This window comes from Pigmentiphaga daeguensis, from assembly GCF_039523035.1.
Taxonomy (GTDB): Bacteria; Pseudomonadota; Gammaproteobacteria; order Burkholderiales; family Burkholderiaceae_B; genus Pigmentiphaga; species Pigmentiphaga daeguensis.
Window position 1 is genome coordinate 127,625 of record NZ_BAAAEN010000006.1, and the last position, 26,783, is coordinate 154,407.

Consider the following 26,783-nt stretch of genomic DNA (forward strand, 5'->3'; position numbering starts at 1 on the left):
ACCTCCGCCATCATCCGCCTCCGGGAGACGTCATCATGCCCAGCCCCACCCTCGCCCTCCTGCATCCCGGCGCCATGGGCGCGGCCATCGGCGCCTGCCTGGTCTCCACCGGCCACCGCGTGCTCTGGTGTTCCGCCGGGCGCAGCGCCGCCACGGCCGCGCGGGCGCGCCAGGCCGGTCTGGAAGACGCAGGCTCCCTGGCCGACGCCCTGCGCGCCGCCGACATCGCCATCTCGGTCTGCCCGCCGGACAACGCGCTCGACCTGGCGCGCGAGGTCGCGCGGCACCGGTACGGCGGCGTCTTCGTCGACGCCAACGCGGTCTCGCCGGCCACCCTCCGGCAGATCGAGGAAGCCGTGCGCGCCGGCGGCGCGCGCTTCGTGGACGGCGGCATCATCGGCCAGCCGCCGCGCGCGGCCGGCAGCACCCGTCTCTACCTGGCCGGCGACGGCGCTTCGGACATCGCTGCGCTGTTCGAAGGCAGCGCGCTCGAAGCCATCGCGCTGGACTCCCCCGCCGGCAGCGCTTCGGCGCTGAAGATCTGCTATGCCGCCTGGAGCAAGGGCGCCACCGCGCTGCTGGCCGGCATACGCGCGCTGGCCCGCCACGAAGGCGTCGAGCCGGCCCTGCTGGCCGAATGGCAGCGGTCCAGCCCGCAGACCCCGGCACGGTCGGAAGAGGTCGCGCAGAAGGCCGAGAAGGCCTGGCGCTGGGTGGGCGAGATGGAGGAAATCGCGTCCACTTTCCATGCCTCCGGGCTGCCTTCGGGCTTTCACCTCGCGGCCGCGGACATCTTCCGGCGGCTGGACGTCTACAAGGATGCGCCCCGGCCGCCCGCCATGGACGAGGCGCTGGACCGGCTGCGGCGCTGACCCGCCGGCTTCAGACCAGGCCGAAGGACTTGGCGCGCAGCGCCGCCTCGGCGCGCGAGGCAATGTTGAGCTTCTCGTAGATGTGCTTGACGTGGTCGCCCACGGTATGGCGCGAGATGCCCAGCGCGGTGGCGATCTCGCCCAGCCGCAGGCCACGCGCCAGCAGCACCAGCACTTCGTTCTCCCGGGCCGACAGCGGGCTGATGACCGTGGACGGCCTCAAGCGGAAATGATCCAGCAGCCGGCGCGCGATGGCGGGCGACAGCGGCGGCTGGCCCTGGGCGATGCCGGTCAGCATGGCCGCGAGCTGGGCCGGCGGATGTTCCTTCAGCACATAGCCCTGCGCGCCGGCCTGCAAGGCGGCGAACAGCTTGCTGTCCTCGCCCGTGATGCTGGACACCACCACGGTGCAGCGCGGATGCCGCAGCGTCAGGGTGGCGATGAGTTCCGTGCCATCGCCGTCGGGCAGTCCCAGGTCCACCAGGGCCAGGTCCGGCACCCGCTCGGCGATGGCCGCGCCCGCCTGCGCCAGGTCCTGGCCGCAGCGCACGCGCGCTTCCGGAAAGGCCAGCGCCACGGCCTCGCTCAGCATGGCCGCCGCTTCCGGCAGGTCTTCGACGATCAGGATGTCGTTCATGCCCGCACCTCCGCCGGCGCCGCCGGCTCCACGGACGCCACGGCTGAATTCCCGGGCCCCAGCGGCAGGCAGATCCTCAGGATACAGCCGTCCTCGCCGCGTTCGAGCCCGACCACCCCCTGGTACTCGGCCAGGCGCCGCCGCATGCCGGCCAGGCCCAGGCCGATGCTGGCCGGCCCCGCAACGGGCGCGCTGCGGCCGGAGCCGCGCATGCCATCGTCCACCATGACGATGTCCAGCCGGCCGTTGCCCGCTCGCACCTCCACCTCGATACGGGTGGGACCGCCATGCTTGAGCGCGTTGGACAGGCCCTCGCGCAGGGCGCGTTCCAGGGTGGCCTTCATCCGGGCCGGCAGGGCCGACTGCATGTCGGGCAGCGGCATGGCCGGCACGAACTCGTTCCAGACGAAATCCACGCCCGCCGCGTCGCAGCGGGTGGCCATCTCGGCGCGCCAATCGGCCAGTGCATCGGCCAGCGGCTGGCTGTGGCCCTCCAGGGCCGACAGCGTGGTGCGCAGGTCGCTCATCGCCGCGCGCGCGACATCGGCCGCCACGCCGTCGCCCGCGCGCGACGCCTGGTGGATCAGCATCAGCAGCCGCGCGCCGATGTCGTCGTGCATGTCCTGCGCGATGCGATGGCGTTCTTCGCGCACGCCCCGCTCGTAGGAATCGCGCCCCTCGCCCGCCTTCTGCACCAGGCTGGACAGCGATGCCGCCAGCTCGACGTCGTGCGGCGCGAACAGCCTGCGGCCGCGATCGGCCAGGCGCAGCACCCGCGCCTCCAGGCCGCCGCAGGACGGCACCCACAGCGCCTGCCCCGACTCCAGCAGGGTGGCCGAACGGGGGTCCTCGGCCTCGGCATGCGCAAGGCGGCGAATGTCCAGCGGATCGAACAACTGCCCGAGCAGCGCGTCCCACCGGCGCTCCTGTTCCCCTCGCGAGGGCGAGAAGGCAATGCGGATCAGCTCGGGGAAAGTGGAGTCGACCCGCGCGCCCCGGGCGCCGGTCAGCCGGCGCCACAGCCACTGTCGGAACGGGAAGTACAGCCAGCCGCACAGCAGCAGCGACACGCCCATCGAGAACGCCGGGTTCCAGCGCAGCCAGACGATCAGCGCCGCGTCCATCAGCACCACCGCCAGCGCCCCGGCCAGCCACAGCAGGATCCGGTAGGCCCAGCGGTCCAGGTCGAACAGCCGGTACCGGCGCAGGCCGAACGCGAGCCCGACGTAGATGATCAGGAAGTAGCCGAAGGCGTAGCCCTGGGAGATGGGCGGAAAGAAGCCCAGCACCTTGGATCCCGTCGTCGAGAAGACGAACAGGCCGCTGCCCACCAGCATGGACAGTGCCAGCCAGCGCAGCGCGGCCCGATCCAGCGGACGGCCCCGGCTCATTCTCCATTGCACGCCGGCCAGCGCGATCGCGCCCAGCATCTCGGACATGATGCCCATGCGGGTCCAGTTCTGGCTGGGCAGCCACTGCATCGTGTCGGCCAGCCACCAGGCCCCGTACACCACGGGCAGCGCCCACAGCGCCCCCACCGGCACCAGCCGCCTCGGATAACACAGGAACACCGCCAGCAGCGCGCACCCGAACATGAAGGCGCCGGCGTGGTTGGCGGCGGACAGCGCGTGGAACAGTTCCCCGCCCAGCGCCAGTTCGCGGCTGCTATAGACCGCCGCGGGCACCGCGAAGGCGGGGAAGGCCAGGCCGGTCAGCGCGAACATGCCCGCGCCCAGGTCCGTCGGCCGCAAGGCCCAGACCCAGCATGCGATCAGGCACCCGGCGAAGCTGACGACGAGCTGGAACCAGAACGTCGCCGGCAGCGATCCCAGCGGCCGGGTCGCGGGCGTCCAGACCTCGGCCGCGCGCGAACCATCGACCCGTGTCCACTCGGCCCGCACGGGCCCGTCCAGCAGCGCGCGGAATTTTGCCTGCCGGTCGAAGAACCTGTTCATGCGCGCGTATTCGTCGAAGAAGTCGGGCTCTTCGATCAGGTCGTCGGGCTCCACGTCCAGGCCGGTGCGCTCTCCGGGACGCGAAAGCGCCAGGCGCGACGCGCCTTCCTCCAGGCCATGGGCGGGGCCGCCGGACAGTCCGCGCGCGCGCACGCTGCCGGCTTCGTCGACAGTGAATGCGATGCCCAGCCAGGGCGTCTGCAACGCCCCCCAGGTGGCCGCCGCGGCGGCGGCCGCGCACAGCGCCAGCACCGCCAGCAGGATGCGGGCAGGCACGGCCAGGAACGAATTGATGGGCATGTCGGGATTCCAGCGGCAATCGGGACGCGAACGGGGGCGGCACGCTGATGATGAAGAAAGACCCCGGCCAGTACAAGCCATTCGTCGCCTGCCGGCAACCCCGTGTTCGCGGGATTGCCCGCCCCGCTCCACATGGGAAGAATCGCCGGACACCACCCGACCGGCCGCGAACGCGGCAGGTCTCATCCACGCCACGAAGGTATTCCATGATGAAGCTACCGTTCTTCCCGCCACGCATTGCGCGCCTTGCCGCGTGCGCCTGTCTCGCACTTGCCCTGGGCGCCTGCGGCGGCGACGGCGGCTCGTCGGGCGGCGCGAGTCCGCCGGCACCGAAGACGGACACGCTGTCGGGCACGGCGGCCACCGGCGCCGCCGTGGCCAACGCCACCGTCACCGTCGTGAACGCGGCGGGCGCCACCGCCACCGGCAAGAGCGGCGCCGATGGCCGCTACAGCATCACCATCGAATCGGCGCCGCCCTACCTGCTCAAGGTCTCGACCGGATCGGGATCGGTGCTGTACTCGTTCGCGGCGGCCGCGGGCACGGCCAACATCACGCCGCTGACCACGCTGGCGCTGCATGATGCCGGCGGCAGGAAACCGCTGGCCGCGCTGTTCGAGGGTTGGAAGACCACTCGCCTCGCAGGCGACGCGATCACAGCCGCTGCCAAGCGTGTGAACGCCAACTTCGCCGCGCTCTACACCGCCAAGGGCGTGGATCCCAAGACCTTCGATTTCTTCAGCCGCGGCTTCGCCGCCGACGGCAAGGGCTTCGATGCGGTGCTGGACGGCGTATCGATTTCGCTCAGTTGCTCCACCACGTCCTGCTCGGAAACGATCAAGGTCGGCGAAAGCGTCACCACCTATGATTTCTCGATCAGCGTGGCCGGCATCTCGTTCAGCGGCGGCGGCACGAGCAGCACCATCCCGGCCGGCTCGAAGTGGGAACTGACCGTGCGGGGCTCGGCCAACGGCGTGCCTTTCGAGCAGACCATCGGCAACATCGAATTCGGCGCCGTGCCGGCCTCGGCCGACGGTGCCCAACAGGTGGTGCAGCAGTACGGCGGCGTCTCGGGCGGCGTGTCCGGCCCCGGGGTCAGCCTGAGCTACAGCTACAGCGACCTGTCGACCAGCTACGAGGGCTGCGGAGGCTGCGGCGTCGGCAGCACCATCGTGCTCAAGAGCAAGGGCTCGGTGTCGGTCTCGGGCACCGCAAACGGCATCACGATCCCGCCCACCACGACCCGGTTCGACTACACCTATACCTACAGGCGCACCAGTTGATCCCGGTCCCGGCGGGAGCCGGGCAGGCCCAGCCCCAGGTGATCCCTGAAGGTCGGGCCTTCGTAGTCCAGGCGGAACAGGCCGCGCCGCTGCAGCACCGGCACGACCAGTTCCGCGAATGCCTCGACGGCCCCTGGCACGTAGGCGGGAAAGATGTTGAAGCCGTCCGCCGCCCGCTGGTCGAACCAGGCCTGGATGAAATCGGCGACCTCCTCGGGGTTGCCCACCACGATGGCGCCCATGGCCCCCGCCGTATCGATCAGGTCGCGATAGGAAATACGCGCCGCACCCGTCAGCGACCGGCGGGTGCGGCGGGCGGTCTCGTCGATCAGCCTGCGCCCCGCCTCGGACGCCTGCCCGTACAGCGCGGGTTCCACCACGGCGCCGGGGTCGTTGCCGCGCACGTCCACGCCCAGGGTCTCGGACAGCGCGCTCAGGTTGCGCCGGCGGCCGCGCCCCAGCCCGCCCTTGCGGACCTCGCCCGCCGCCTCTTCCGGGTCCAGCGGCAGGAAGGCGTTCAACCTGTCGTAGATCGCCACGGCTTCTTCGGTGGTGGGCGCGACTATGGGCGTGAGGCCCGGCAGGATGGCGATTTCGTCTTCGCCGCGTCCGTAGCGGGCGGCGCGCTGCTTGATGTCGGCGTAGTAGGCCTGGGCCGACGGAATGTCGGGCTGGCCGGCGAAGATGACGTCGGCCTCGCGCGCGCCCAGTTCGCGCGACCGGTCCGAGGTGCCCGCGTGCAGGATGACCGCATGGCGCTGCGGCAGCCGCGGCACGTCCAGCGGGCCGGCGATGCGGAAGTGCCGTCCGTCGTGATCCAGCGGGACGCCCGCCGGCGCCTCGACCGACGGTGCGCCGTCCCACAATGCCTTCACCACGTCGACGAACTCGTCGGCCCAGTCATAGCGCTTGCCCGTTTCCCAATGCTCGGTACGGCTGAAGTTGGCGGCGGCGATGTCATCGGCACCGGTCACGATGTTCCAGGATGCACGGCCCGCGCTGACGTGATCGAGCGATCCCATCAGGCGCGCCACGGAATAGGGGTCGTAGTAGGTGGGGTTGGCGGTGACCACGATGCCGATGCGCGACGTGGCGGCAGCCAGGCTGGCGGCCGTCGTGAACGGCTCCAGCCGCGACATCTGCGCGGGGTTGGTGCGTTGCAGCCGGGGATCCGTGGCCAGGCGGTCGCCCAGGAACAGGAAGTCGAACCGGGCCCGCTCCGCCACTTGCGTCACGTGCTGCAGGAACTCGATGTCGAACGCCGCATCCTCCTTGGAGCCGGGCAGCCGCCAGCCGGCGGCGTGGGTGCCGGTGGCCCAGAACATCAGGCCCAGGTGCAAACGGCGAGGGGGTTGGCTCATGGCGGTCATCCGTTGACGGGTTGCGGGGAAACGTGGCGATTGGCGGGACGGGCCAGGCCCAGGCGTCCGCGCAGCGTGAGCGCGGCGCCTTCGGCGGGCGGGGCGGTCGCGCCGCGCCGAACCAGCCCCGGCACCACCAGTTCGGCGAAACGCGGCCATTGGCCAGGCTCGGGCGCCGGCGCCACCGCGAATCCGTCGGCCACCCGCCGCGCCACCCATGCCTGCAAGGTGGCGGCGATCTCGCCCGGCGTGCCGATCAGCGTGACCGCATCGGCACGCGAAGGCGCGCGGGCGCGCAGCCGCTGCGCTTCGTCCGGCGTGTCGGCCACCCAGGGCACGATGGGCGCGAGCACCCGCGGCGGATTCGCGGCGCGGCCTTCGCGCACGGCCAGTGCGCGCAAGGCTTCGGCCGCCTCGCGCACGCCGGCTTCGTCCCCGGCCGCCACCACCACGATGTCGGCCTCGGCCGCCGCCCAGGGGCGCGAGGCGGCCGAGCGTTCGACATGCACCAGGGGCAACTGGCCCTGCGGCGGCCGCGCGACGTTCAGCGGTCCCTGGACCTGGAAATGCTCGCCCCGGTGCGCAATGGCGTGGATCTTGGCGCCGTCCACGAAACGGCCGCTGGCCTTGTCGCGCAGGAAAGCGTCGTCCTCCCAGCTGTCCCACAGCGCGCGCACCACGTGCAGGAACTCCCTGGCATGCCGCCCGGGATCCGCCGGCGCGGCGCGATCGCGCACGCCGAAGTTGACCGCCGCCGCGCGCGCGGGATCGTGCACCAGGTTGAGCGCCGCCCGCCCATGGGTGATGTGGTCCAGCGAAGCGGTCAGGCGGGCCAGGTTGAACGGTTCGTAGTAGGCGGCGTCGGCCGTCACGGCCAGGCCCAGGTGGCGGGTGCGCGTCGCGATGAAGGAAGCCGCCGTGAACGGGTCGAGGCGCACGCGCGGCGCGGCGCCTTCGACGCGCGGTTCGTCATCGAGCACCAGCAGGTCGAACCCGGCGCGCTCGACTTCCAGCGCCAGGCTGGTCAGCAGCGAGCCGGCGAACGCCGTCTCGATCGAGGGCTCGGCGCGGCGATGCAGATACGCCAGCAGCGGGCCGCCGGCACGCGGAAGGGATACGGATGTGGAAGACATGTGGAACCCCAGGTGAAGAGTCAGCGCGCCGAGGCCAGCGCGCGCAGCGGAGCCCGGGCCGGCGAGGCGCCTGTGTCGATCGCATGCAGGGCGTCGTAGATCGACGCCTCGAGCTTGAGCAGCGGCAGGTCGCCGCGCCGGCGCGGCCGCGGAACGGCCACGCGGAAGGTGTCGTGGATATGGCCCGGCCGGGGCGACAGCAGCACGATGCGGTCGGCCAGGAACACCGCCTCGCCCACGTCGTGCGTGACGAACACCACCGTGCGCCGGTGCGCCTGCCAGATGCGCACCAGGTCTTCCTGCAGCCGGATGCGCGTGATGTGGTCCACCGCGCCGAAGGGCTCGTCCATCAGCAGCACGCTGGGCTCGTTGGCCAGCGCGCGGGCGATGCCGGCCCGCTGGCGCATGCCGCCCGACAACTGGTGCGGGTACTTGTCGCCGAATCCCGCCAGCCCCACCAGCTCCAGATAGGCCTTGGCGGTCTGGCGCCGCAGCGCCTTGTCGCGTCCCCGGATCTCCAGGCCCAGCTGGACGTTGCGCGCCACCGTGCGCCAGGGCAGCAGCGAGGCGTCCTGGAACACCACCCCCACCGAGGGGAACGGCCCGGCGATGGGCCGGCCGTCGAACAGGGCCTGCCCGGCGGTGGGGCGCTGCAGGCCGGCCAGGATCTCCAGCAGCGTGCTCTTGCCGCAACCGCTGGGGCCCAGCAGCACCACGAACTCCCCTTCATCGATATCGAGGTCGATATCGGCCAGCGCATGCACGGGCTTCGCGCCCCCATAGACCTGGCTCAGCTTGCGGATCGAGAAAATGGACACCGGGCGACTCCTTGCGATCAGCCTTTCAGCGCCGCCGATCTATCGGGGTACTGGAACGGCTTGACGTATTCCCGCGGCACGAAGCGCAGGTCGATGTACTTCTTCGCGTCATACGGCGCCTTCTGGTTCTGCTGCTCGATCTCGATGCGCTGCGTATCCTGGATGGCGACCGGATCGACGTCGGGATTGTTGTCCCAGACGTCGTCCTCCTGCCTGAGCGCCAGTTCGACCGCGCGGGGATTGAGCTTGAGCCGCGCCTGCAGCCACGGCAGGTACTCCGGGTAGTTCGCCTTGGCGTAGGTGTAGGACTTGAAATAGGCCCGCAGCCCGCGGCGCAGCAGGTCGGGATCGTTCGCGATCAGCCGGTCGCCCGCGATCAGCACGCCGGTGTGATAAGTGGGCAGGTAGTCCCAGCCCCGGGCCAGCGTGCGGCTGGTCTTCTCCAGCTCGCCCAGCGCGGCAAAGGGCTGGTGGATGATGGTCGCGTCCACCTGGCCGGAGATCAGCGTGCCGTAGGCCTGCTGGGTCGAGCCATTGCCGAACAGCGTCACGTCGCGCCGGGGATCGAGGCCGTTGCGGACCAGGATCGTGCGCAGCACCGTATCCAGGTTCGAACCCGCATGGGCATTGCCCACGGTCTTGCCCTTCAGGCCGGCGATGCTCTGGATGCCGGGCCGGGCGATCAGGAAGTACGGTCCCTTGCTGCGAAAGCCCGACGATACGATCTTGATCGGCGCGCCCAGCGCCGCGGCGCGCAGGTAGACGCTGGTCGGCCCGAACGCGAACGACAGCTCGCCGGTCGCGACGCCGGTCACCGCATCCTGTACGTCCACGAACTCCACCTCCAGGCCCTCTTCGCGGAAGAATCCTTTCTCCACGCCAAAGGCGATGGGCTGCTGGGTGTAGCTGTTGGTGGCCACGAGCTTGAGCTTCTTCGTCGCGGCGCCCTGCGCGGACGACAATCCGGGAACGGAGGCGGAAAGGGCCGCCAGGGCGGCAAGGCGCGACAGCGTGTCGCGTCGGTTCTTGTTCATGATGGAATCCACAGGAAAGCGAAGCGGGGAAATGACGAACGGTCAGGCATGCTTCCACCGGAGCAGCACGCGCCTCTCCAGTTGCTCGACCGCGAAGATGATGAGCAGCGCGAACACTGTGATGGTGGCGACCAGCGCGAACACGGCGGCGGTGTCGTAGACACCGGTGGCCCGGTTCAGCAGGTTGCCGATGCCCGCCTTCGAGGCCACGATCTCGGCCAGCAGCGCGGCCACCACGCACATCACCGCCTCCACCCGTACCGCCGCCATGATCGAAGGGATGGCCGACGGCAGCACCACCTTGAAGATGCGCTGCGCCTGCGTCGCGCCCAGCACCCGGGCGACTTTCAGGTGGTTCTCCTGCACCTGCCGGATGCCCGCGATCGTGTTGAACACGAAGATGAAATAGCCGAACAGGAAGACGATGAAGACCTTGTGCGCATAGCCTATGCCCAGGTACAACGTCAGCAGCGGAATGATCGCGACCTTGGGGACGGCCATCAGCGCGACCAGGAACGGATTGAGGAACCGGTGCACCGCCGGCAGCAGGCCCATCACCACGCCGGTCGAGACGCCGGCCACGAACGCGATGGCCACGCCCAGCAGCGCCTCGGACAAGGTCACCAGCAGATGGCGCAGCAGGCCGTCCTGCATCACCAGGCGGGGAAAGGCCTCCAGGACCTGCGTGGGCGATGCCAGATAGATGGGCTTGACCGCGCCGCTGTCCACCAGGAACTGGATGGACAGCAGGATGGCCGCCAGCAGCAGCACCTGTCCGGCGACGATCAGCAGCGCGGCGGGCACGCGTCTGCGCGGCCGGGACTCGCGGTCCGCGAGAGGAAGCGCGGGTACGGCATGGAGATGCGATGGAATGCTGGACATGACGGCACGGCGGAGGGACATCGGAGGACCACTCTATGCCGCTGCCGGCCGGTGCCGAAGGAATTTGTCCGCATATGCAATGCCACAAATCGCATTTCCCGCGCGCCGCGCCGATTGCTAGATTGCCCGCTTCGGCACGCTTCGTCTTCGGAACCATTCATGCGCTACATCGATCTGGGCACCACCGGCCTGCGCGTCTCGCGGCTGGCATTCGGCGCCTCCAGCTACGGCTCCCGGGACTGGATGCCCTGGGCCTTGTCCGAGGACGACGCCCAGCCCCACTACCGCGCGGCGTTCGAACATGGCTTCAACCTGTTCGACACCGCCGAGTCCTATTCCAGCGGCCTGAGCGAGGAAATCCTGGGCCGCGCCATCAAACGCTACGGCACGGGCCGCGACAAGGTCGTCATCGCCACCAAGGCCGGCCTGGCCAGGGGCGACGGCGTCAACCACGGTCTGTCGCGCAAGCGCATCCGCCACGCCATCGACGACAGCCTGCAGCGCCTGGGCACCGACTACATCGACCTCTACCAGATCCACCGGCTCGATCCCCACACGCCGCTGGAGGAGGTGATGCTGGCGCTGGACGACGTGGTGCGCGCCGGCAAGGCGCTGTACATCGGCGCCAGCAGCATGCACGCGTGGCAGTTCGCGACCTTGCAGCAATTGGCCGGACGCGACGGGCTGACGCGGTTCTCGACCATGCAGAACAAGTACAACCTGCTGTACCGGGAAGAAGAGCGCGAGACCCTGCCGCTGTGCCTGCACCAGAACGTGGCGGTGCTGCCCTACAGCCCCCTGGCGCGCGGCCTGCTGGCGGGCAGCCGCAGGCAGGACACCGAACGTTCGCGCGTCGTCCGCGACTTCGTCCGCCCGGAGGACGAGAGCATCGTGGACCGCGTCATCCAGGTCGCCGCCGAGCGCGACGTCAAGCCGGCACAGATCGCGTTGGCCTGGCTGCTGCACAATCCGGCGGTCACCGCTCCCATCGTCGGCGCCACGCGCGCCGCCCACCTGGACGATGCCGTGGCCGCGCTGGACATCGTACTCAGCGCCGAGGAACTGGAACGGCTGGAAGCGCCGTACGTGCCGCAGCAGGTGCAACTGGACCGGAACGTGGCACCCGTGCCCGGCCAGACCGCGTCGCCCGATTTGCTGCGACTGTTCCGCCGCTAGCTGTTCCGGCGGCGGCGCGTGGCACGCCACTTGCTGCGGAACGCGCTTTCAGGAGACCTCCCATGAAAGATCGTCCGTCCGACACGACCGCCAAGCCCCCCACTGTCATACGCGAACGGCCGGCCGATCCCAACTGGCTGGGCGTCGGCTCCGAGGAACGGCCGCGCGAGCCGGTCGAGCCGCAGACCGGCTCGGAACCCGCCGACGTCGGCCGGAAGATGCCGGGGGAGGTCCCGTCCGCACTGGGCAAGCCGCCGTCGCGTCGGGGTCGCGATCCCGACCTGGCCTGAAGCCTCGTCAGTCTTCCTCGTCTTTCCCGCTGCGCCGCTCGTTGCCCGCCGCGCCGTCGCTGCGCACCTCCACGTCGGCCCCCTGCTGGCCGCGCTGCGCCGGCGTGAAATCGTCGGATCCGGGCAGCGTCCCGGTCCTGGCCTCTCTACCGGCTTGCGCGGTCCCCTGGTCGAACTCGGTCGTCGCCCCTTCGGGACCGGGCGGATGATCCACGTCCGGACGCGGGGCGTCGTCGGAGGAAACATGTTTCGGGCGCGGCGCGCCGGCATTGGGGTCGGGAGGGGTTTTCATGGTCGGCTCCTGTCGAGTTGCCGTGCCAGGCAGCAGCTTTCGTGCCCGGACGGCAGCGCAGGATCCGCCCCCGCCCGCTCAATCGAGAGAGATCGCATTGCGTGCGATGATTGGCCGCCAGCGGTCCAGTTCCCGCGCGATGTAGTCGCGGAACGCAGCCGGCCCGAGATGGGCCGGTTCCATGCCCTGCGCACGGTAGTAGTCGACAACCTTGGGATCGCGCAGTGCGACAGCTACGGCCGCATGGATGGCCTGCAATACGGCGGGCGGCGTAGTGGCGGGCGCCGCGAGGCCGAACCAGCCTATGGGGTCGAAGTCGACGCCCTGCTCCTTCAGCGTGGCGACCTGCGGCAGCATGGGGGTTCGACGGGGCCCCACGACCGCGACGGCGTCGATCTTGCCAGACTTGATGAAAGGCGCCACGGCGAGCGGCGGCAGCACGGCCATCTGCACGTCGTTGGCGATCAGGGCGGAGACGATCTGCGGCGAGCCGGCATAGGGTGCATGCGGAACATCGCCACCGCTCAGCGCAACCAGGTAGGCCATCGCCAAGTGACCCAGCGTGCCGTTGCCTGGCGACGCATACGCCATCCTGCGCGAAGGGTCGCGCATCGCTGCCAGCAGATCCGCGGCGCGTCCGGCATGCATCGCCGCACTGGCCACCAGCACGGTAGGCGTCTCGGCCACCATCGCCACCGGCGCCAGGTCGCGCAGCGGGTCATAGGGCATCTTCTTGTACAACAGCGCGTTGGTGGCCAGGGGCCCGGCCGGTGCCAGCACGAGCGTGTATCCATCGGGCTCGGCGCGGGCCACTGCACCCGCGCCTATCATGCCTGCCGCTCCGGCCCGGTTCTCGACCACGACCACGTGGCCCGAGACCTTCTGCACGTTCTCGAAGATCAATCTGGCCAGCGTATCCGGCACCGAACCCGGACCGTAGGGCACGATGACGCGGACATTCTTCTGCGGCCACGCCTGCGCCTCCGCGAAGCTGCTGCTCATCGCGCAGAGCGCGGCCACGAGGGCGATTGCAATTTTCATGTTGTCTCCTTCCTGTCGATGGCATGCCGTAGGCGCTCAGGTCTCGGACCGCAGCGATGACCATTCCTGCGCGGTACGGCCAAGGTTGCCAAAGCGGGCAAACGCCCATCGCATGATCTGGCTTTCCCCTTGCCATGGCGGACTGTCGCCCAGATGCAGCCAGAGGCGGTAAAGAAAGCGCCGCTGCGCGGGATCGGGATCGTCCTCGTAGGCAGTCCTGCCATGCACCACGGTGAAGTTGTTCAGCAGTTGGACGTCGCCCGGTTCGAACGCCATGTGTAGCGCCATGTCCGGACGCCTGACTACCGAGTCGAAGCAATCGAGCGCGGCCCGCTCCGCGTCCTCGAGCGGGGTACCGAGCTTGGCCGCCGCGCCTTCTATATAGGACCTGGCATAGCGGCAGCTGACCCGCGCGCCGTGCCGGACGAAGACGGGGATACGCGGCGAGGCAGGCGCCTCTTGCGGCCATTGCTCGCCCTTGCGATCGTAGGGAAACCCTCGCTCCAGCACCTCCATGTGCTCCGGATGATCGGCAAGCAGCGCGTTGTAGACCGCCGGTGTGCTAACGATGGTGCTGGCACCTCCCGACATGGCCTTGTTGACGCACAGCAGCGCGACGACGTCGGTGGGGTCGCAGTGATAGTTCAGGTCGGCGCGGCTCTGGTATCCCCGGGCGTTGCTGCGATGGGCCTCGGCCGAATAGTCGAACCGCACGCCCTTGTCGGTGACGGGGCACAACAGGTCGCCGTCGGCGTTCTGGGTCAATCCGGTACCCAGCAACGCGCCCAGCATCCAGAATGCCAACCCGGCCTTGTCTCCCAGTTCACGCACCGGCACGCCGCGCAGCAGCACGAATCCGCGGGTGCCGAGCTCCCGCTTCACCTCGCGCATCAGCATGGCAAGCGGAACCAGATGACGGGCCGCCCACTCGGGCGTCGCGCGCGCCAGGTCCTGGCCGTCGAATTCCCGAGCCGCTCGCGCCAGGCAGCCGGCCTGCTCGTCGCTCAAGCGATGCAGCCAGGATCGATCGTGCTCGAAATCCGCCGCCTTCCAGACCGCGGGCCCTTCCGCGGGAGCTCGGCAAGCCGCCGCAAGCGTGTCAGTCATGTCGTTTCACCGAAGCATCCAATGGAGCCGCAGTGTCCCATCGCCGCCAGGGCTGAGTAAATTGAATTGATGGCGGTTAGTATTAACCAAAGGTTAATCGGGGAATCCACGTGAATCTGCGCCAGATAGAAGTGTTCCGGGCCATCATGCAAACCGGGTCGGTCAAGGGCGCGGCCGAACTCCTGCACGTTTCTCCACCCGCAGTCAGCAAGTTGTTGGCCACGGCGGAACGCCGCTCGGGATTGCGCCTGTTCGAACGCGCGAAGGGACGACTCATCGCCACACCGGAGGCCACTCAGCTATACGAGCAGGTCGACCGCATGTGGGCAGGCGTCGAGCGCATCCGCGTGATGACCGAGGAACTGCGCAACCCCACGGCGGGATCGCTGCGCCTTGCCATCTCGCCCAGCCTGGGCGCGACAGTGGTGCCCCAAGCCGCCACGCAGGTATCGGAAAGCACTCCACACGCGAGGCTGCACGTCGACCTGCTCATTCCCCACCTGCTAGTGCAGGCGCTGGTGGACGGCGCCGCGGACCTGGGTCTGTCGCTCAGCCCGCAGGATCATCCCAGCCTCCAGATCCTCGGTCGCTACCCCTGCGGGCTGGTCTGCGTCATGCCTGCGGGCCACGCACTGGCGCGCAAGGAAACGGTACATGCCTCGGACCTGCGGGATCATCGCGTCATCTCCTTTCCGCAAGCGCTACTGTATGGCGTCACGCCGCAAGATCTGTACGGGCGCTACGCCGCGCAGATCCAGACCGGCATCGAGGTGCGCTCAGGGCAGACCGCCTGCTGGTTCAGCCTGGCGGGCGGCGGCGTCGCCATCGTCGATGCCACCGCGGTAGCGGGAGCCGCCTTTCCCGGCCTGGTGGTGCGCCCCTACCAATGCCGAGCCCGGCTCGAACTGCGCCTGCTGCGCCATCGGCATCGCCCCCTGTCCAAGCTGGCCGAGGCCTTCTGCGCCACCTTCGACCAGACGTGGAACCGCCTGCTGGGAGGTCGTTCCCGCTCATCTGTAGCAAAATAGCGCCCATGCGGCCGCGTGCCGCGCTTCTCGAATACCCGGATTTCCCCATGCCCGTCATCACCTGCATCGAAGACCTGCGTCAGCTCGCCAGGAAGCGCGTCCCGCGCGCCTTCTACGACTATGCCGACAGCGGCTCGTACACCGAGTGCACCTATCGCGCCAACGCCGACGACCTGGCGGCCATCAAGCTGCGCCAGCGCGTGGCGGTCAACGTCGACAACCGCTCCACCCGCAGCACCCTGCTCGGCCAGGAGGTCAGCATGCCGGTGGCGATCGCGCCGACCGGCCTGGCGGGCATGCAATGGGCCGACGGCGAGATCCTGGGCGCCCAGGCCGCCGAGCAGTTCGGCATCCCCTTCACGCTGTCCACGATGAGCATCTGCTCGATCGAGGACGTGGCCGCGGCCACCACCAAGCCCTTCTGGTTCCAGCTGTACGTGATGCGCGACCGCGAGTTCATCGCCGACCTGATCCAGCGCGCCAAGGCGGCCCGGTGCTCGGCCCTGGTGCTGACCCTGGACCTGCAGATCCTGGGCCAGCGCCACAAGGACCTGAAGAACGGCATGACCGTGCCGCTGCGCCCCACGCTGGCCAACCTGCTGGACCTGGCGAGCAAGCCCGCCTGGGCATTGCGCATGCTGGGCGCCCGGCGCCGGACATTCGGCAACCTGGCCGGCCACGTCAAGGACGCCGACGGCATCAACAGCCTGGCCCGCTGGACCGCCCGCCAGTTCGATCCCACGCTGTCCTGGAAGGACGTGGAGTGGATCAAGCAGCAGTGGGGCGGCAAGCTGATCATGAAGGGCATCCTCGACCCCGAGGATGCCCGCATCGCCGCTTCGTGCGGCGCGGACGCCATCGTGGTCAGCAACCATGGAGGCCGCCAGCTCGACGGCGCGCAGTCCTCCATCGCCGCCCTGCCCGCCATCGTCGAGGCGGTGGGCGACAGGACCGAGGTCCTGTTCGACGGCGGCGTGCGCAGCGGACAGGACGTGCTCAAGGCATTGGCCCTGGGCGCGCGCGGCGCGATGATAGGCCGCGCCTTCCTGTACGGGCTGGGCGCCATGGGCCGGCCCGGCGTCGATGCCGCGCTCGGCATCATCCAGCGCGAACTGGACGTCAGCATGGCCTTGACCGGCACGCGCACCATCGCCGAGATCGGCCCCGACATCCTGATCCGCCCCTGACGAGAACCCAACCCCACCCACCCGTCCTGGAGAATCCCATGAAGGTCCTGTTGCCCGGCCTGGCGGCCGCCCTGCTCCTGGTGTCCGGCTGCGCCACCACCGAGGAAACCAATTCGGCCATACGGGCACGCTGGATCGGCCAGTCCACCGACGCCTTCTTTTCGCAGTACGGCCCGCCGCAGCGTTCGTACAAGCTGGGCGACGGCAGTTCCGTCTACAACTGGCGCGGCGGCGAGAAAAGCATCCAGCACGCCGCGCAGTACCGCGACGTGCCGCGCGACAAGGACTCCAAGAAGACCGACCGCGTGATGGTGTCGCCGGCCCGCACCGAAGAGCTGTTCTGCGAGCTGCAGATCAATGCCAATGCCGCCGGCAGCATCACCGCCATCCAGACCACGCGTGAATCCTCCGGCGCCGGGTTCAGCTTCTCGCGCTGCGCCGAGATATTCGACAAGCGCTGATCCGGGCGGCGGCCGTCACAGCACGGGCGCGAACAGCCGCGCCACGTGCATGACCACGCGCGGCAGCAGGGGCACGGTCTCCCACTCGCCCGGCCCCACTTCCTTGGCCAACGCGAAGTCGGCCAGCAGCATGGCCTGCGCCTGGGCCGCGAATTCGGGACTGACGGTCAGCACGCTCAGCTCGAAATTGAGCCGGAACGAGCGGTTGTCCAGGTTGGCGCTGCCCACCGCGACCGTGTCGTCGTCGATCAGCATCACCTTCTGGTGCAGGAACCCCGGCTGGTATCGATAGATCCGCACGCCCGCGCGCACCGCTTCGTAGGTGTGGAACAGCGAAGCCTGGTAGACCGTGAAATGGTCGGGCCGGCAGGGCAACAGCACCCGCACGTCCACCCCGCGCAGCACCGCCAGCCGGAGCGCCGACTGCACGGCCGAATCTGGCACGAAATACGGCGAGGTCAGCCAGATGCGCCGCCGCGCCGCCTGGATGGCCTGCGTCATGAACAGCGAACCGGTCTCCTGGTGGTCGGCTGGACCGCTGGCGATGGCCAGGCAGGTCATGTCGCCCGGGGCTTCCTCCGGCATGGCCAGCTCGGGCAGGGTCTGCGTGACCCAATACCAGTCTTCGCTGAACGTGCGCTGGATCTGCGCCACGATGGGACCGGCCAGGCGGATGTGGGTGTCCCGCCACGGCGACAGGCGCGGATTGCCGCCCAGATAGTCCTCGCCCACGTTGTGGCCGCCGACGAAGGCCACCTGCCCGTCAACCACGACGATCTTGCGATGGTTGCGGAAATTCAGCTGGAAGCGGTTGCTGACCCGGCGCACCGAGAACGCATGGATCTGCACGCCACCCGCCCGCAGGGACTCGACGTAGCGGCGCGCCAGCGCGTGGCTGCCGATGCCGTCGTACAGGAAATGGACCTTGACCCCGGCCGCGGCGCGCGCCAGCAGGCGCCGGTGCAGTTCGCGCCCCAGCGAGTCGTCGCGCACGATGAAGAACTGCACGAGGACGTAGCGCCGTGCCTGGTCGATGGCCTCGAAAATCGCATCGAAGGTTTCCCGGCCGTTCTCCAGCAGGCCGACCTGGTTGCCGGCCAGGAAGCGGCGGCCCATCAGCCGGTCCAGCGCCAGGAAGCGCCGCAGCGCCGGCTCCGTCGCGGCGTCGCGGCGCGCGGCCACGGTAAGCTGCGACTGGTTGACGTCGGCCTCGGTACGCGCGCGCGCCCGCGCGCTGTTGAACCGGTGTTCGTCCACGTAGCCGGCAAAGCGGCTGCGGCCCAGGAACAGATAAGGAATCAGCGTCAGGTAGGGAACGGAGACCAGCGCCACGGCCCAGGCCACCGCGCCCTGCGAGGTGCGGGTATTCATGATCGCGTGGCACGCTGCGATGATGCCCAGCACATGGAGGGTGGCGACCTCCAGACCGATCGACAGCAGACTTTCCGCCATGTTGGCGACCTCCCGGTATCAGTCGTCGCGGTTCGGATCGAGACCGGGGAACAGCACTTCGGTGAAGCCGAACTTCGAGAAATCCTCGATGCGCGACGGGTACAGGCGTCCAATCAGGTGGTCGCATTCATGCTGCACCACCCGGGCGTGAAAACCGTCTGCCACGCGCTCGATGGGAACCCCGGCGGGGTCGATGCCGGTGTAGCGGATGGAGACGTGGCGCGGCACCGCCCCGCGCAGGCCCGGTACCGACAGGCAGCCTTCCCAGCCCTCTTCCTTCTCGTCCGACAGGGGCGTGATGACGGGATTGATGAGTATGGTGCGCGGCACCGCCGGCGCGTCGGGATAGCGCTCGCTGCTGTCGAAGCCGAAGATCACCACCTGCAGGTCGACGCCGATCTGCGGCGCGGCCAGCCCCACGCCGCCCGCGGCCTCCATCGTATCGAACATGTCCTGGATCAGCGCGTCGAGCGCCTGGGTACCGGTCTCCCGAACCGGCTTGGCGACGCGCAGCAGGCGTTCGTCGCCCATCTTCAATATTTCGCGGATCATGGAACTGCCCTGGAACGGTCCTGCCGGGCCCTTTGCCCGGGGGGTGCCTATCCGGATTGTGCCAGATCGGCACCGCCGCGAGGCCGATGGCGTCCCACGCAGGTGCCGCAGGGATGACTGCGGCACTTGCCCGCGGGTGCCGCTACTTCAATTCCTGTCCAAGCACGCCCTGCGCCGACGGCCGGGTGCTGACGCGCTCGTGCCATTGCGCCAGCAGCGGCGTGGCCGGGCGCTCGATGGGCAGCAGGAACCAGCGGTCGATGGCGCAGCCGACGGCGATGTCGCCGATGGTGAAGCGGTCGCCCGCCAGGTACTGGCGGCCGTCGGCCAGGAACTTCTCCAGCAGCAGGATCAGCTTGTTGCCGCGCGCCACGGACTCGGCGATGGCCTGGTGGTTGCGCTTGTCTTCCGGCGTGCGGATCAGGCCGATGAAGGCCGGCCCCATGGCGGGCCCGAACTCGGTGGCCTGCCAGTCCAGCCAGCGATCGCTCAGGCCGCGCTCGCGCGGGTCGGTCGGCCACAGCGTGCCGGCGCCGTACTGGGCAGCCAGGTAGCGCACGATGGAGTTCGATTCCCACAGAATGTAGCCGTTGTCATCCAGCGTGGGGATCTTGCCGTTGGGATTCAGCGCCAGGTACTCGGGCTTGTCCAGCCCGCCATAGGGGCCGCCCACGTCGATGCGCTCGAACTGCAGGCCCAGCTCGCGCGCGGCCCACACCGCCTTGGCAACATTGATGGAAGTCAGGCGGCCCCAGATGGTCATCATGGTGGAAATCTCCGTGTACGGGTGCAAGGAATGGAATAAAGGGTGCTATGCCCGCGGGTCCGGATCCGCCGCCGGGCGCAAGGCCGCCTCGGCAACGGCGTCCAGCACGCCGGGCAGCTCCGACAACACCGGCAATGACGCGAACCGCACCGCGGGATGCGCCGCGCGCGCTTCGTCCAGAAGACGCGCCAGGTCTCGCGTCACGTGCGCGCCCGCCGCCCAGAATACCGGCAGGACGGCGATCTCGGCCACCCCCTGGCTCGCCAGGACGGCGATGGCCTCGGGCAGGGTGGGCGGCATCAATTCCAGGAACGCGATCTCGACCGGCGTGCCGGGATCGCGCCCGCGCAGCACGCGGGCCAGTTCCGCCATGGGACGCGCCCATTGCGGATCCCGCGACCCGTGCGCGAACAGGACGATGCCTCGGCGCGGCGTCATGCGGACGCCCCCAGGCGCGCCGCGGCATCGAGGATGGCGTCGCGCTGGGCCGCGATCGCGGCCGGCAGCGGTTCGCGCCCCTGCTGGATGGCGCGCACCCAGGCCGCCGTCGGGGCGGCCTCGCGCGCGGGCAGGGCCGGCAGCCCGGCCTCGGCGCGTTCCGCGCCCTCGACCGCGGTGGCCTCGACGCCGTCCAGCCAGCGCGCGATGCGCTGGGGGCGACGGGTGCTGGCGACCGCCTCGCCTTCGGTGGCGCGCATCAGCAGCGCCGCCTCGCGCCGCAGCGCGAAAAGCTCGGCCAGCATGGCGCCGAATTCGGGATGGGTGTAGGCGGACAGCAGCAGGCTGGGGCCTTGCACCGGCCGCAGCAGCTTGGCCAGCGTATGCGCGACGTTGCGCACGCCCAGGATGCGGCGCAGGCCCACGACCCGGGCCAGGCCAGGACTGGCGACGGCCAGCGGCAGATAGGCCAGCCCCCGGTCGCGCAGCGCCCGCGCGGCGGCGTCGGCATCGGACGAGGCCTCGATGCCGAGTTGTTCCAGGATATCGATGGTGGGCACGCGCGCGGCGTTCGAACCCGCGCCCGCCCGGGCCGGATCGGAGGCCTGCCCGTGCAGCAGCACCGGCAGGCCGGCCTGCGCCACGGTCCAGGCCAGCAGCGGCACGAGGTTGGGCGCGTGGCGCGAACCGTTATAGGTGGGCAGGACCACCACGGGCCGCCCGGCGGGGGCCTCGACGCGCGTCATCCGCGCCTGCGCCGCATCCAGGAAGCCGGCCACCTCGGACACGGACTCGCCCTTCATGCGCAGGGCCAGCAGCACCGCGCCCAGCTCCAGCTCGGACACCCGGCCATCCAGGATGGCGCCCATCAATTCGCCGGCCTGATCGCGCGCCAGTGCGCGCGAGCCGTCCTTGCCGCGGCCGATCTCGCGTATCAGCGGTGCGCAGGCATAGGGTTCGGTCATGGGCGCTCCATTACACGCGCTTCATCAAGTCGTTGATGCGCTCGGCGGCGCGGGACAACAGCGGCAGCAGTTCGTCCTGCATCTGCCGCGCCGTCACCAGGTGCGCCTGGCCGCTCAGGTTCAGGGCCGCCACCGTGCGGCCGCTGCGATCGCGGATGGGCGCGGCGATGGCGACCAGCCCCGTTTCCAGTTCCCGGTCCACCAGCGACCAGCCCTGCTCGCGCACCTTCAGGATGGCGGCCTTGAGCTGCGCCGGATCGGTCACCGTCAACGGCGTATGGGCCCGCAGGTCGGACCTGGCCAGCGCGGCGTCGATCTCGGCGTCGGCCAGGCCGGCCAGCAGCACGCGCCCCATGGCCGAGCAGTAGGCGGGCAGGCGGCTGCCTATCCCGAGGTTGATGGACATGATGCGCCCGGTCGGAATGCGCAGCACGTAGACGATGTCGGTCCCGTCCAGCACGGTGGCCGAGCAGGACTGGTGCGCCTCGTTGGTCAGTTGCTCCATGATGGGCTCGGCCAGGTCCCAGAACGGCATGGAGGTCAGGTAGGCGAAGCCCAGCTCAAGGATGCGGGGCGTGAGCCGGAACTGCCGGCCTTCCGCGGCCACGTAGCCCAGCTGCACCAGCGTCAGCAGGATGCGGCGCGCGCCCGCCCGCGTCAACCCGGCGGCCTCGGCCACCTCGGTCAGGGTCATGGCGGGCCGTTCGGCGTTGAAGGCCCGGATGACGGCCAGTCCGCGCGCGAAGGACTGCACGTAGGCATCGCTGGGCTTGACCGCGTCGCTTTTGGCGCCCGCGGACGCGCGGGCAGTCCCCGGGCTGCCCGCGTCGATGCCGGCCGGCTTGCCGCCGGCCGAAGGGTGTTGCGTCATGCAGCCCTGGCGATCAGATCAGTTCGAAAGCCATGGCCGTGGCTTCGCCCCCGCCTATGCACAGCGAGGCCACGCCGCGCCTGGCCTTGCGCTGGCGCATCGCCCCCAGCAGGGTGGCGATCAGCCGCGCGCCGCTGGCGCCGATGGGGTGGCCCAGGGCGGTGGCGCCGCCATGCACGTTGACCTTCTCGTGCGGCAGCTTGTGCTCGGCCATCGCGGCCATGGTCACCACGGCAAAGGCTTCGTTGATCTCGTACAGGTCGACGTCGCCCGGCTTCCAGCCGGTCTTGGCGAACAGCGTGGCCAGCGCGCCCACCGGCGCGGTGGTGAACCATTGCGGCTCCTGCGAATGCTGCGCGTGGGCGACCACGCGGGCCAGCGGCGTGACGCCCAGCTTTTCGGCGGTGGAAGCGCGCATCAGGACCAGGGCGGCGGCGCCGTCCGAGATCGACGAGGAGTTGGCGGCGGTAACGGTGCCGTCCTTCTTGAACGCCGGCTTGAGGGTGGGGATCTTCTCGGGCATGGCCTTGTAGGGGGCCTCGTCGCGCGCGATGATCTTCTCGCCCTTGCGGTCGGCCACGGTGACCGGCGCGATTTCCCATTCGAAGCTGCCGTCCTCGCTGGCGGCCTTGGCGCGGCGCAGCGACTCCAGCGAATAGGCGTCCTGCTGCTCGCGGGTGAAGCTGTACTTGGCGGCGCAGTCCTCGGCGAACACGCCCATGGCGCGGCCCTTGTCATAGGCGTCTTCCAGGCCGTCCATCGCCATGTGGTCGTACATGGTGGCGTGGCCGTAGCGATAGCCTTGCCGCGCCTTGGGCAGCAGGTAGGGGGCATTGCTCATGCTTTCCATGCCGCCCGCCAGCGCGACCTGGACGCTGCCGGCCAGCAGCAGGTCGTGCGCCAGCATCGTGGCCTTCATGCCCGACCCGCAGATCTTGTTGATGGTGGAACAACTGGTGCCGAGCGGCAGGCCCGCGCCCAGCGCGGCCTGGCGGGCCGGAGCCTGGCCCTGGCCGGCTTGCAGCACGTTGCCCATCAGCACTTCCTGTATCTGTTCGGGTTTCAGGCCCGAACGCTCGATCGCCGCCTTGATGGCGATTGCGCCCAACTGGTTGGCGGAAAGCCCTGAAAGCTCGCCCAACATGGCGCCCATGGGGGTACGGGCGGCCGATACGATAACAACGGGATCCGACATCTTCGACTCCTGACTCTGAAAAGCGGCGGGCGCCACGGGCAAGGGCGGCGGCTGCGTTCCGGGAATGCATCCGCCGGCACCTAGGTACACTAGCTGTAATTTACCAACAAGTGGCCTGCCCATTTTAGACCTGCCCAAGCAGCGCCGCACGAACCGGCCAGGCCCCCCCGATCCGTCATGAATCCTCTCGAACACGAACTGAAGTACCCGCTGGGCGACACCCTGCCCGCGGCCGGCACGGCCATCGAGGTCGCGCCCGGCATCCGCTGGATCCGCATGCCCCTTCCCTTCGCGCTGGATCACATCAACCTGTGGCTGCTGCGCGATCGCTTCGAGGGACGGGATGGCTGGACCATCGTCGACTGCGGCATCGCCCGCGACGAGGTCAAGGCGCTCTGGGAACAGGTCTTCGCCACCCAGCTCGACGGGCTGCCCGTGGTGCGGGTCATCGTCACCCACATGCACCCCGACCACATCGGCCTGGCCCACTGGCTGACCGAGAAATGGGGCGTTCCGCTGCAGATGAGCGCCACCGACTTCCTGACCGCCCACCTGTTCGTCGAAGGCCAGGCCATCTCGGGCGGCGAACGCATGGCGGCGCACTTCGCCCGCAACGGCATGACCGACCAGGCCTCGCTGGACGGCGTGCGCGCCCGCACCCGCTACTACCCGCAACTGGTGCCGCGGGTCCCCGCCCATTTCAACCGCATCATGGACCGCGACGTGCTGCGCATCGGCGGCCACGAGTGGCATGCCATCGCCGGCTACGGGCACGCGCCCGAGCACATCTCGCTGTATTGCAAGGAACTGAACATCGTCATTTCCGGCGACATGGTGCTGCCGCGCATCTCCACCAACGTCAGCGTCACGGACATCGACCCCGAAAGCAATCCGCTGCAGCTCTACCTGGATTCGCTTGGCGGCTATGCCCACGTGCCGGCGGACGCGCTGGTGCTGCCCTCGCATGGCCGGCCCTTCGTCGGCATCCATACCCGCATCGCGCAGCAGCACGCCCACCACGCCGACCACCTGGCGCGCGTCAAGGAGGCCTGTACCGGCAAGGCCGCCTCGGCCTACGACATCGTGCCCGTGCTGTTCAAGCGCAAGCTGGACCTGCACCAGATGACCTTCGCGCTGGGCGAGGCCATCGCCCACCTGCACATGCTGTATTACCAGGGCGCGGTCGCCCGCGAGATCGGCGCCGACGACATCGTCCGCTACCGGGTCCCCGCCTGACCTTCCGCGCGGCCCCCGGCCGCGCGCATTCCACTGCTATGCTTGGCGCCCCGGCCGCCGCCGCGCGGGGCGGCTTCCCTGGGCCTGTCGACGCAGGAGTCCGAGATGAAGAACGTCTACAAGTATTTTTTCCGTGGCCTGATCACCATCCTGCCGCTGGCGTTGACGCTGTACCTGCTGTATGTGTGCGTGGCATGGATGGAAGCCCTCGCGCTGGCGGTGCTCCACCCCTTCGTCGGCAGCTTCTACTTTCCCGGCATGGGCCTGATCCTGGGCATGCTGGGCATCGTCGCGGTCGGGATGCTGGTGTCCAAGCACCGGGTGCGCCGCATGCTTTCTTACGTGGAATGGCCGTTCACCAGCATCCCGGTGGTCAAAAGCATCTATTCCTCGCTCAAGAGCTTCGCCGACTACTTCACCCCCAGCACCAGCCAGGGCGGGCAGCAGGTCGTCATCCTGCGCATGCCGGGCCAGGAGATCGAACTGGTGGGACTGGTCACCCGGCGCAGCACGGCCGGCCTGCCCGAGGGCTTCCTGCCCGGCGAACGGGTGGCCGTGTACCTGCCCATGGGATACATGATCGGCGGCTACACGGTGTTCGTGCCCCTTTCGTGGGTCACGCCCATCGACATGACGGTGGAAGAGGCGATGCGCTCGTCGCTGATCGCCTGGATGGCGCGCACGCCGCAGGCGGCGCCCGCCCCCTCGCAAGAATGACGGGATCGGGCGGCAAACCTCGCGGGGAATCCGCCGCCCCTCCCATCCCTCAAGGTGCCGTGCAGTAGCGGCGCGTCACCGCCGCAGGCGCCGGCTCGGTGCTGGACCACGCTCCGATACGGTTGACGGTAACCCGGCAGCTTGCGTCCACGGTCAGCTTGAACACGGTCCACCACCGGGTCGAACCGGCGACTTCCCCTGAAGTCGGACCGAATACCGACAGCGAACCCTTGTTGTTCAGTTCCACCCGCACCGGCGATCCGGTCATGCCTGGCTCATAGGTACCCGAGTAGTTGTAGAGCGCGTAGGTGTAGGTTCCCACCATCAGCTTGCGGATGGTGACGACCTCGGGGCCGAAGCCGGTGGTGTCGTCCACGTCCAGGTTGACGAAAGGATCGGTCCCCAGGCTGCCCTTGTTGGAGAAGTAGATCTCGGTGCCATCCGGCGTGAACAGGTGCGAATCCACGTCCGCGGGCTTGGCGCCCCAGGTCAGCTTGATACTGATGGCATCGGTCAGCGTCGTCAGCGACAGGCATTCGGTCAGGGTGGTGTCCGTGGCGAACGGCCCCACCGACACGGTATTGGACAGCTTGACGCCCTGTTGCGCGAACAGTGTTGCCTTGCCGCCCTTCTTCATCGCGATGCGGAACTTGCCCTGGGCATCGGTGCGTATCGACGACGAGCTGGAGTAATCGATGCCGTCCGAAGTCACCAGGATGTTCGCCAGCGACGATGCGCCCGCGTCATCGGCCACGCAGCCGTTCACGTAGACCGTGTTCATCAACTGATCGGCATTCCAGTACGTGAAGTGGCTGACGGTGCCCTCGTAGTATTGATCGGCGCCCGAACCCGCCAACGCGGCCGAGCCTTCCTGCTTCCAGAAGCCGGTCGCCTCGTCGAAGTAGAACAGCGGGATCGTGGCGGGGTTGCTGGCGCTGCGGGTGGCGACCGGAATGCGGATGGTCGCGGTCTTGCCGGGCGCCAGGTTCAGGCGCTCGCCCGCGGTGTTCTGCAGGGTCACGTTGATCGCGCCCCAGCTTTCCATGACACCGGTGCCACCGCCCGCGGTCGCGACCAGGTACTGGCCGGGCATGGCGTTGACGTTCAGGGCCGGGTTCACCGCGCTCAGCGCGACCGAGACCGGGCCCGTGGCGGGCGAACCGTCGGGGCGGACCAGGCCGTTGGCGGGCAGCGAGACGGAGGCCGGGGTGTTGGGCGCGGTCACGGTGATGGCCGTGGCGGCGTCGCCGCCGCCCGTCACGTCCACCGGCTGCAGTTCGACGGTGGCGATGTCGGTGGTCTGGTTGGCAACCACGGCGGCGGTGGGCAGGCCCTCGCCATAGCCGGTGGCGTTGACGCGGATCACTGTGCGGCTCGCGGGTGCGACGCCGGCCAGTTCGAACTCGCCCTGGGCATTGGACGTGGCGCTGGCCGAGCCGTTGCTGAGGCGGGCGTTCTGGATGGCCTCGCCGGTCTGGCCGTTGATGACCTTTCCCTTTACCTTGCCGGTCACCGTGACCGGCGGCTCGGGGTTGGTAGGCGGTTCAGGATCGGTCGGCTGCGGACTGGACGACGAGCCGTCGCCGCCGCCGCACGCGGCCAGCACCAGCGAGGCGCCAAGGGCCGCCAGCAGGGCCGGCAGCCGGGACTTGCCGACGCGCGCGCGGCCACCCGCCGGGCTCTCGCCCAGCGTAGCATCGTGTTTCATGATTTCCCCTGTTTGGAATCCGCCTG

The 26,783-nt window shown here is 69.4% G+C and carries 27 protein-coding genes; 9 read left to right on the forward strand and 18 right to left on the reverse strand.

Annotated features, from left to right (window positions below):
* Nucleotides 1-35: 35 nt before the first annotated feature.
* Nucleotides 36-872, forward strand: a complete 837-nt coding sequence (locus ABD104_RS10355) for an NAD(P)-dependent oxidoreductase (protein WP_176400685.1) — start codon at nt 36-38, stop codon at nt 870-872.
* A gap of 10 nt (nt 873-882) precedes the next feature.
* On the opposite strand, the gene ABD104_RS10360 is transcribed toward ABD104_RS10355, so the two are convergent.
* Nucleotides 883-1,509, reverse strand: coding sequence for a response regulator (locus tag ABD104_RS10360; RefSeq protein WP_087838075.1), 627 nt, complete (start codon nt 1,507-1,509; stop codon nt 883-885).
* A complete protein-coding gene (locus ABD104_RS10365; RefSeq protein ID WP_343927469.1) occupies nt 1,506-3,764 on the reverse strand; it encodes a sensor histidine kinase in 2,259 nt (752 codons plus the stop codon). Before ABD104_RS10365 ends, ABD104_RS10360 begins: the two co-directional genes overlap by 4 nt.
* 206 nt (nt 3,765-3,970) lie before the next feature.
* Here ABD104_RS10365 and ABD104_RS10370 point away from each other — a divergent pair, with 206 nt between their 5' ends.
* Nucleotides 3,971-5,047 carry an Ig-like domain-containing protein gene (locus ABD104_RS10370; RefSeq protein WP_087838077.1) on the forward strand — a complete coding sequence of 359 codons (1,077 nt, stop codon included), beginning with the start codon at nt 3,971-3,973 and terminating at the stop codon, nt 5,045-5,047.
* Here ABD104_RS10370 and ABD104_RS10375 read toward each other — a convergent pair.
* Genes ABD104_RS10375 through ABD104_RS10395 form a run of 5 tightly spaced genes read right to left on the reverse strand, consistent with a single transcriptional unit; the run spans nt 5,029 to nt 10,275 of the window.
* On the reverse strand, nt 5,029-6,408 hold the full coding sequence (locus ABD104_RS10375) for an NtaA/DmoA family FMN-dependent monooxygenase (protein ID WP_279817927.1): 1,380 nt from the start codon (nt 6,406-6,408) through the stop codon (nt 5,029-5,031). The two genes, ABD104_RS10370 and ABD104_RS10375, sit on opposite strands and share 19 nt — an antisense overlap.
* A 5-nt stretch (nt 6,409-6,413) precedes the next feature.
* The gene (locus ABD104_RS10380; RefSeq protein ID WP_279817925.1) at nt 6,414-7,541 is read right to left on the reverse strand and encodes an LLM class flavin-dependent oxidoreductase; all 1,128 of its coding nucleotides are present in this window, start codon (nt 7,539-7,541) and stop codon (nt 6,414-6,416) included.
* Between the two features lie 20 nt (nt 7,542-7,561).
* Complete coding sequence (locus ABD104_RS10385) at nt 7,562-8,359, reverse strand: ABC transporter ATP-binding protein (protein WP_338616741.1); 798 nt, start codon at nt 8,357-8,359, stop codon at nt 7,562-7,564.
* A 17-nt stretch (nt 8,360-8,376) separates the two neighbouring features.
* Nucleotides 8,377-9,393, reverse strand: a complete 1,017-nt coding sequence (locus tag ABD104_RS10390) for an ABC transporter substrate-binding protein (protein WP_338616742.1) — start codon at nt 9,391-9,393, stop codon at nt 8,377-8,379.
* Nucleotides 9,394-9,435: 42 nt separating this feature from the next.
* Entirely contained in the window at nt 9,436-10,275 is an 840-nt protein-coding gene (locus ABD104_RS10395; protein ID WP_338616744.1) for an ABC transporter permease, read from the reverse strand.
* Nucleotides 10,276-10,434: 159 nt separating this feature from the next.
* On the opposite strand from ABD104_RS10395, the gene ABD104_RS10400 reads away from it, so the two are divergent.
* Nucleotides 10,435-11,451 (forward strand): aldo/keto reductase, encoded by a 1,017-nt coding sequence (locus ABD104_RS10400; RefSeq protein ID WP_338616745.1) that lies wholly within the window; start codon nt 10,435-10,437, stop codon nt 11,449-11,451.
* Between the two features lie 62 nt (nt 11,452-11,513).
* Nucleotides 11,514-11,741 (forward strand): hypothetical protein, encoded by a 228-nt coding sequence (locus ABD104_RS10405; RefSeq protein WP_338616746.1) that lies wholly within the window; start codon nt 11,514-11,516, stop codon nt 11,739-11,741.
* Nucleotides 11,742-11,748: 7 nt separating this feature from the next.
* On the opposite strand, the gene ABD104_RS10410 is transcribed toward ABD104_RS10405, so the two are convergent.
* The 3 genes from ABD104_RS10410 to ABD104_RS10420 form a co-directional block, all read right to left on the reverse strand.
* Entirely contained in the window at nt 11,749-12,033 is a 285-nt protein-coding gene (locus ABD104_RS10410; RefSeq protein ID WP_279817914.1) for a hypothetical protein, read from the reverse strand.
* Between the two features lie 78 nt (nt 12,034-12,111).
* Nucleotides 12,112-13,074 (reverse strand): Bug family tripartite tricarboxylate transporter substrate binding protein, encoded by a 963-nt coding sequence (locus ABD104_RS10415; protein ID WP_279817913.1) that lies wholly within the window; start codon nt 13,072-13,074, stop codon nt 12,112-12,114.
* A gap of 36 nt (nt 13,075-13,110) precedes the next feature.
* On the reverse strand, nt 13,111-14,181 hold the full coding sequence (locus ABD104_RS10420) for a TauD/TfdA family dioxygenase (protein WP_279817912.1): 1,071 nt from the start codon (nt 14,179-14,181) through the stop codon (nt 13,111-13,113).
* A 110-nt stretch (nt 14,182-14,291) separates the two neighbouring features.
* On the opposite strand from ABD104_RS10420, the gene ABD104_RS10425 reads away from it, so the two are divergent.
* The 3 genes from ABD104_RS10425 to ABD104_RS10435 are packed head-to-tail and all read left to right on the forward strand — an operon-like array spanning nt 14,292 to nt 16,857.
* A complete protein-coding gene (locus ABD104_RS10425) occupies nt 14,292-15,209 on the forward strand; it encodes a LysR family transcriptional regulator (RefSeq protein WP_279817910.1) in 918 nt (305 codons plus the stop codon).
* Nucleotides 15,210-15,256: 47 nt separating this feature from the next.
* On the forward strand, nt 15,257-16,396 hold the full coding sequence (locus tag ABD104_RS10430; RefSeq protein WP_087838153.1) for an alpha-hydroxy acid oxidase: 1,140 nt from the start codon (nt 15,257-15,259) through the stop codon (nt 16,394-16,396).
* Between the two features lie 38 nt (nt 16,397-16,434).
* A complete protein-coding gene (locus ABD104_RS10435) occupies nt 16,435-16,857 on the forward strand; it encodes a hypothetical protein (RefSeq protein ID WP_338616751.1) in 423 nt (140 codons plus the stop codon).
* Between the two features lie 15 nt (nt 16,858-16,872).
* Here the strand turns inward: ABD104_RS10435 and cls are convergent, their stop codons facing one another.
* From cls to ABD104_RS10470, 7 genes are all read right to left on the reverse strand, one after another.
* Entirely contained in the window at nt 16,873-18,309 is a 1,437-nt protein-coding gene (gene cls, locus ABD104_RS10440) for a cardiolipin synthase (RefSeq protein WP_132979508.1), read from the reverse strand.
* Between the two features lie 18 nt (nt 18,310-18,327).
* Complete coding sequence (gene def, locus ABD104_RS10445) at nt 18,328-18,861, reverse strand: peptide deformylase (RefSeq protein ID WP_132979507.1); 534 nt, start codon at nt 18,859-18,861, stop codon at nt 18,328-18,330.
* 142 nt (nt 18,862-19,003) lie between these two features.
* Nucleotides 19,004-19,627, reverse strand: coding sequence for a glutathione S-transferase family protein (locus tag ABD104_RS10450; protein ID WP_087838090.1), 624 nt, complete (start codon nt 19,625-19,627; stop codon nt 19,004-19,006).
* 45 nt (nt 19,628-19,672) lie between these two features.
* Nucleotides 19,673-20,065 (reverse strand): sirohydrochlorin chelatase, encoded by a 393-nt coding sequence (locus ABD104_RS10455; protein ID WP_087838091.1) that lies wholly within the window; start codon nt 20,063-20,065, stop codon nt 19,673-19,675.
* Complete coding sequence (ybiB, locus tag ABD104_RS10460) at nt 20,062-21,030, reverse strand: DNA-binding protein YbiB (RefSeq protein WP_343927470.1); 969 nt, start codon at nt 21,028-21,030, stop codon at nt 20,062-20,064. Before ybiB ends, ABD104_RS10455 begins: the two co-directional genes overlap by 4 nt.
* Nucleotides 21,031-21,040: 10 nt before the next feature.
* The gene (locus ABD104_RS10465; RefSeq protein WP_279817901.1) at nt 21,041-21,901 is read right to left on the reverse strand and encodes an IclR family transcriptional regulator; all 861 of its coding nucleotides are present in this window, start codon (nt 21,899-21,901) and stop codon (nt 21,041-21,043) included.
* A 13-nt stretch (nt 21,902-21,914) separates the two neighbouring features.
* Nucleotides 21,915-23,096 carry an acetyl-CoA C-acetyltransferase gene (locus ABD104_RS10470; RefSeq protein WP_279817899.1) on the reverse strand — a complete coding sequence of 394 codons (1,182 nt, stop codon included), beginning with the start codon at nt 23,094-23,096 and terminating at the stop codon, nt 21,915-21,917.
* Between the two features lie 177 nt (nt 23,097-23,273).
* On the opposite strand from ABD104_RS10470, the gene ABD104_RS10475 reads away from it, so the two are divergent.
* On the forward strand, nt 23,274-24,332 hold the full coding sequence (locus tag ABD104_RS10475; RefSeq protein ID WP_087838095.1) for an MBL fold metallo-hydrolase: 1,059 nt from the start codon (nt 23,274-23,276) through the stop codon (nt 24,330-24,332).
* A 105-nt stretch (nt 24,333-24,437) separates the two neighbouring features.
* Nucleotides 24,438-25,049: a DUF502 domain-containing protein gene (locus tag ABD104_RS10480; protein ID WP_343927471.1), complete on the forward strand. Its 612-nt coding sequence runs from the start codon at nt 24,438-24,440 to the stop codon at nt 25,047-25,049.
* A 49-nt stretch (nt 25,050-25,098) separates the two neighbouring features.
* Here ABD104_RS10480 and ABD104_RS10485 read toward each other — a convergent pair whose 3' ends face one another.
* Complete coding sequence (locus tag ABD104_RS10485) at nt 25,099-26,757, reverse strand: carboxypeptidase regulatory-like domain-containing protein (protein WP_343927472.1); 1,659 nt, start codon at nt 26,755-26,757, stop codon at nt 25,099-25,101.
* Nucleotides 26,758-26,783: the final 26 nt, after the last annotated feature.

Excerpts from the sequence above, each read along its gene's own strand:
- ABD104_RS10455 (WP_087838091.1), bottom strand. The coding sequence starts at position 20,065 with ATGACGCCGCGCCGAGGCATCGTCCTGTTCGCGCACGGGTCGCGGGAT.
- ABD104_RS10420 (WP_279817912.1), bottom strand. The coding sequence starts at position 14,181 with ATGACTGACACGCTTGCGGCGGCTTGCCGAGCTCCCGCGGAAGGGCCC.
- ABD104_RS10450 (WP_087838090.1), bottom strand. The coding sequence starts at position 19,627 with ATGATGACCATCTGGGGCCGCCTGACTTCCATCAATGTTGCCAAGGCG.
- ABD104_RS10375 (WP_279817927.1), bottom strand. The coding sequence starts at position 6,408 with ATGAGCCAACCCCCTCGCCGTTTGCACCTGGGCCTGATGTTCTGGGCC.
- ABD104_RS10485 (WP_343927472.1), bottom strand. The coding sequence starts at position 26,757 with ATGAAACACGATGCTACGCTGGGCGAGAGCCCGGCGGGTGGCCGCGCG.
- ABD104_RS10465 (WP_279817901.1), bottom strand. The coding sequence starts at position 21,901 with ATGACGCAACACCCTTCGGCCGGCGGCAAGCCGGCCGGCATCGACGCG.
- ABD104_RS10365 (WP_343927469.1), bottom strand. The coding sequence starts at position 3,764 with ATGCCCATCAATTCGTTCCTGGCCGTGCCTGCCCGCATCCTGCTGGCG.
- ABD104_RS10435 (WP_338616751.1), top strand. The coding sequence starts at position 16,435 with ATGAAGGTCCTGTTGCCCGGCCTGGCGGCCGCCCTGCTCCTGGTGTCC.
- ABD104_RS10410 (WP_279817914.1), bottom strand. The coding sequence starts at position 12,033 with ATGAAAACCCCTCCCGACCCCAATGCCGGCGCGCCGCGCCCGAAACAT.
- ABD104_RS10390 (WP_338616742.1), bottom strand. The coding sequence starts at position 9,393 with ATGAACAAGAACCGACGCGACACGCTGTCGCGCCTTGCCGCCCTGGCG.
- ABD104_RS10400 (WP_338616745.1), top strand. The coding sequence starts at position 10,435 with ATGCGCTACATCGATCTGGGCACCACCGGCCTGCGCGTCTCGCGGCTG.
- ABD104_RS10405 (WP_338616746.1), top strand. The coding sequence starts at position 11,514 with ATGAAAGATCGTCCGTCCGACACGACCGCCAAGCCCCCCACTGTCATA.
- cls (WP_132979508.1), bottom strand. The coding sequence starts at position 18,309 with ATGGCGGAAAGTCTGCTGTCGATCGGTCTGGAGGTCGCCACCCTCCAT.
- ABD104_RS10430 (WP_087838153.1), top strand. The coding sequence starts at position 15,257 with ATGCCCGTCATCACCTGCATCGAAGACCTGCGTCAGCTCGCCAGGAAG.
- ABD104_RS10380 (WP_279817925.1), bottom strand. The coding sequence starts at position 7,541 with ATGTCTTCCACATCCGTATCCCTTCCGCGTGCCGGCGGCCCGCTGCTG.
- ABD104_RS10475 (WP_087838095.1), top strand. The coding sequence starts at position 23,274 with ATGAATCCTCTCGAACACGAACTGAAGTACCCGCTGGGCGACACCCTG.
- ABD104_RS10415 (WP_279817913.1), bottom strand. The coding sequence starts at position 13,074 with ATGAAAATTGCAATCGCCCTCGTGGCCGCGCTCTGCGCGATGAGCAGC.
- ABD104_RS10355 (WP_176400685.1), top strand. The coding sequence starts at position 36 with ATGCCCAGCCCCACCCTCGCCCTCCTGCATCCCGGCGCCATGGGCGCG.
- ABD104_RS10480 (WP_343927471.1), top strand. The coding sequence starts at position 24,438 with ATGAAGAACGTCTACAAGTATTTTTTCCGTGGCCTGATCACCATCCTG.
- ABD104_RS10360 (WP_087838075.1), bottom strand. The coding sequence starts at position 1,509 with ATGAACGACATCCTGATCGTCGAAGACCTGCCGGAAGCGGCGGCCATG.
- ABD104_RS10370 (WP_087838077.1), top strand. The coding sequence starts at position 3,971 with ATGATGAAGCTACCGTTCTTCCCGCCACGCATTGCGCGCCTTGCCGCG.
- ABD104_RS10395 (WP_338616744.1), bottom strand. The coding sequence starts at position 10,275 with ATGTCCAGCATTCCATCGCATCTCCATGCCGTACCCGCGCTTCCTCTC.
- ybiB (WP_343927470.1), bottom strand. The coding sequence starts at position 21,030 with ATGACCGAACCCTATGCCTGCGCACCGCTGATACGCGAGATCGGCCGC.
- def (WP_132979507.1), bottom strand. The coding sequence starts at position 18,861 with ATGATCCGCGAAATATTGAAGATGGGCGACGAACGCCTGCTGCGCGTC.
- ABD104_RS10470 (WP_279817899.1), bottom strand. The coding sequence starts at position 23,096 with ATGTCGGATCCCGTTGTTATCGTATCGGCCGCCCGTACCCCCATGGGC.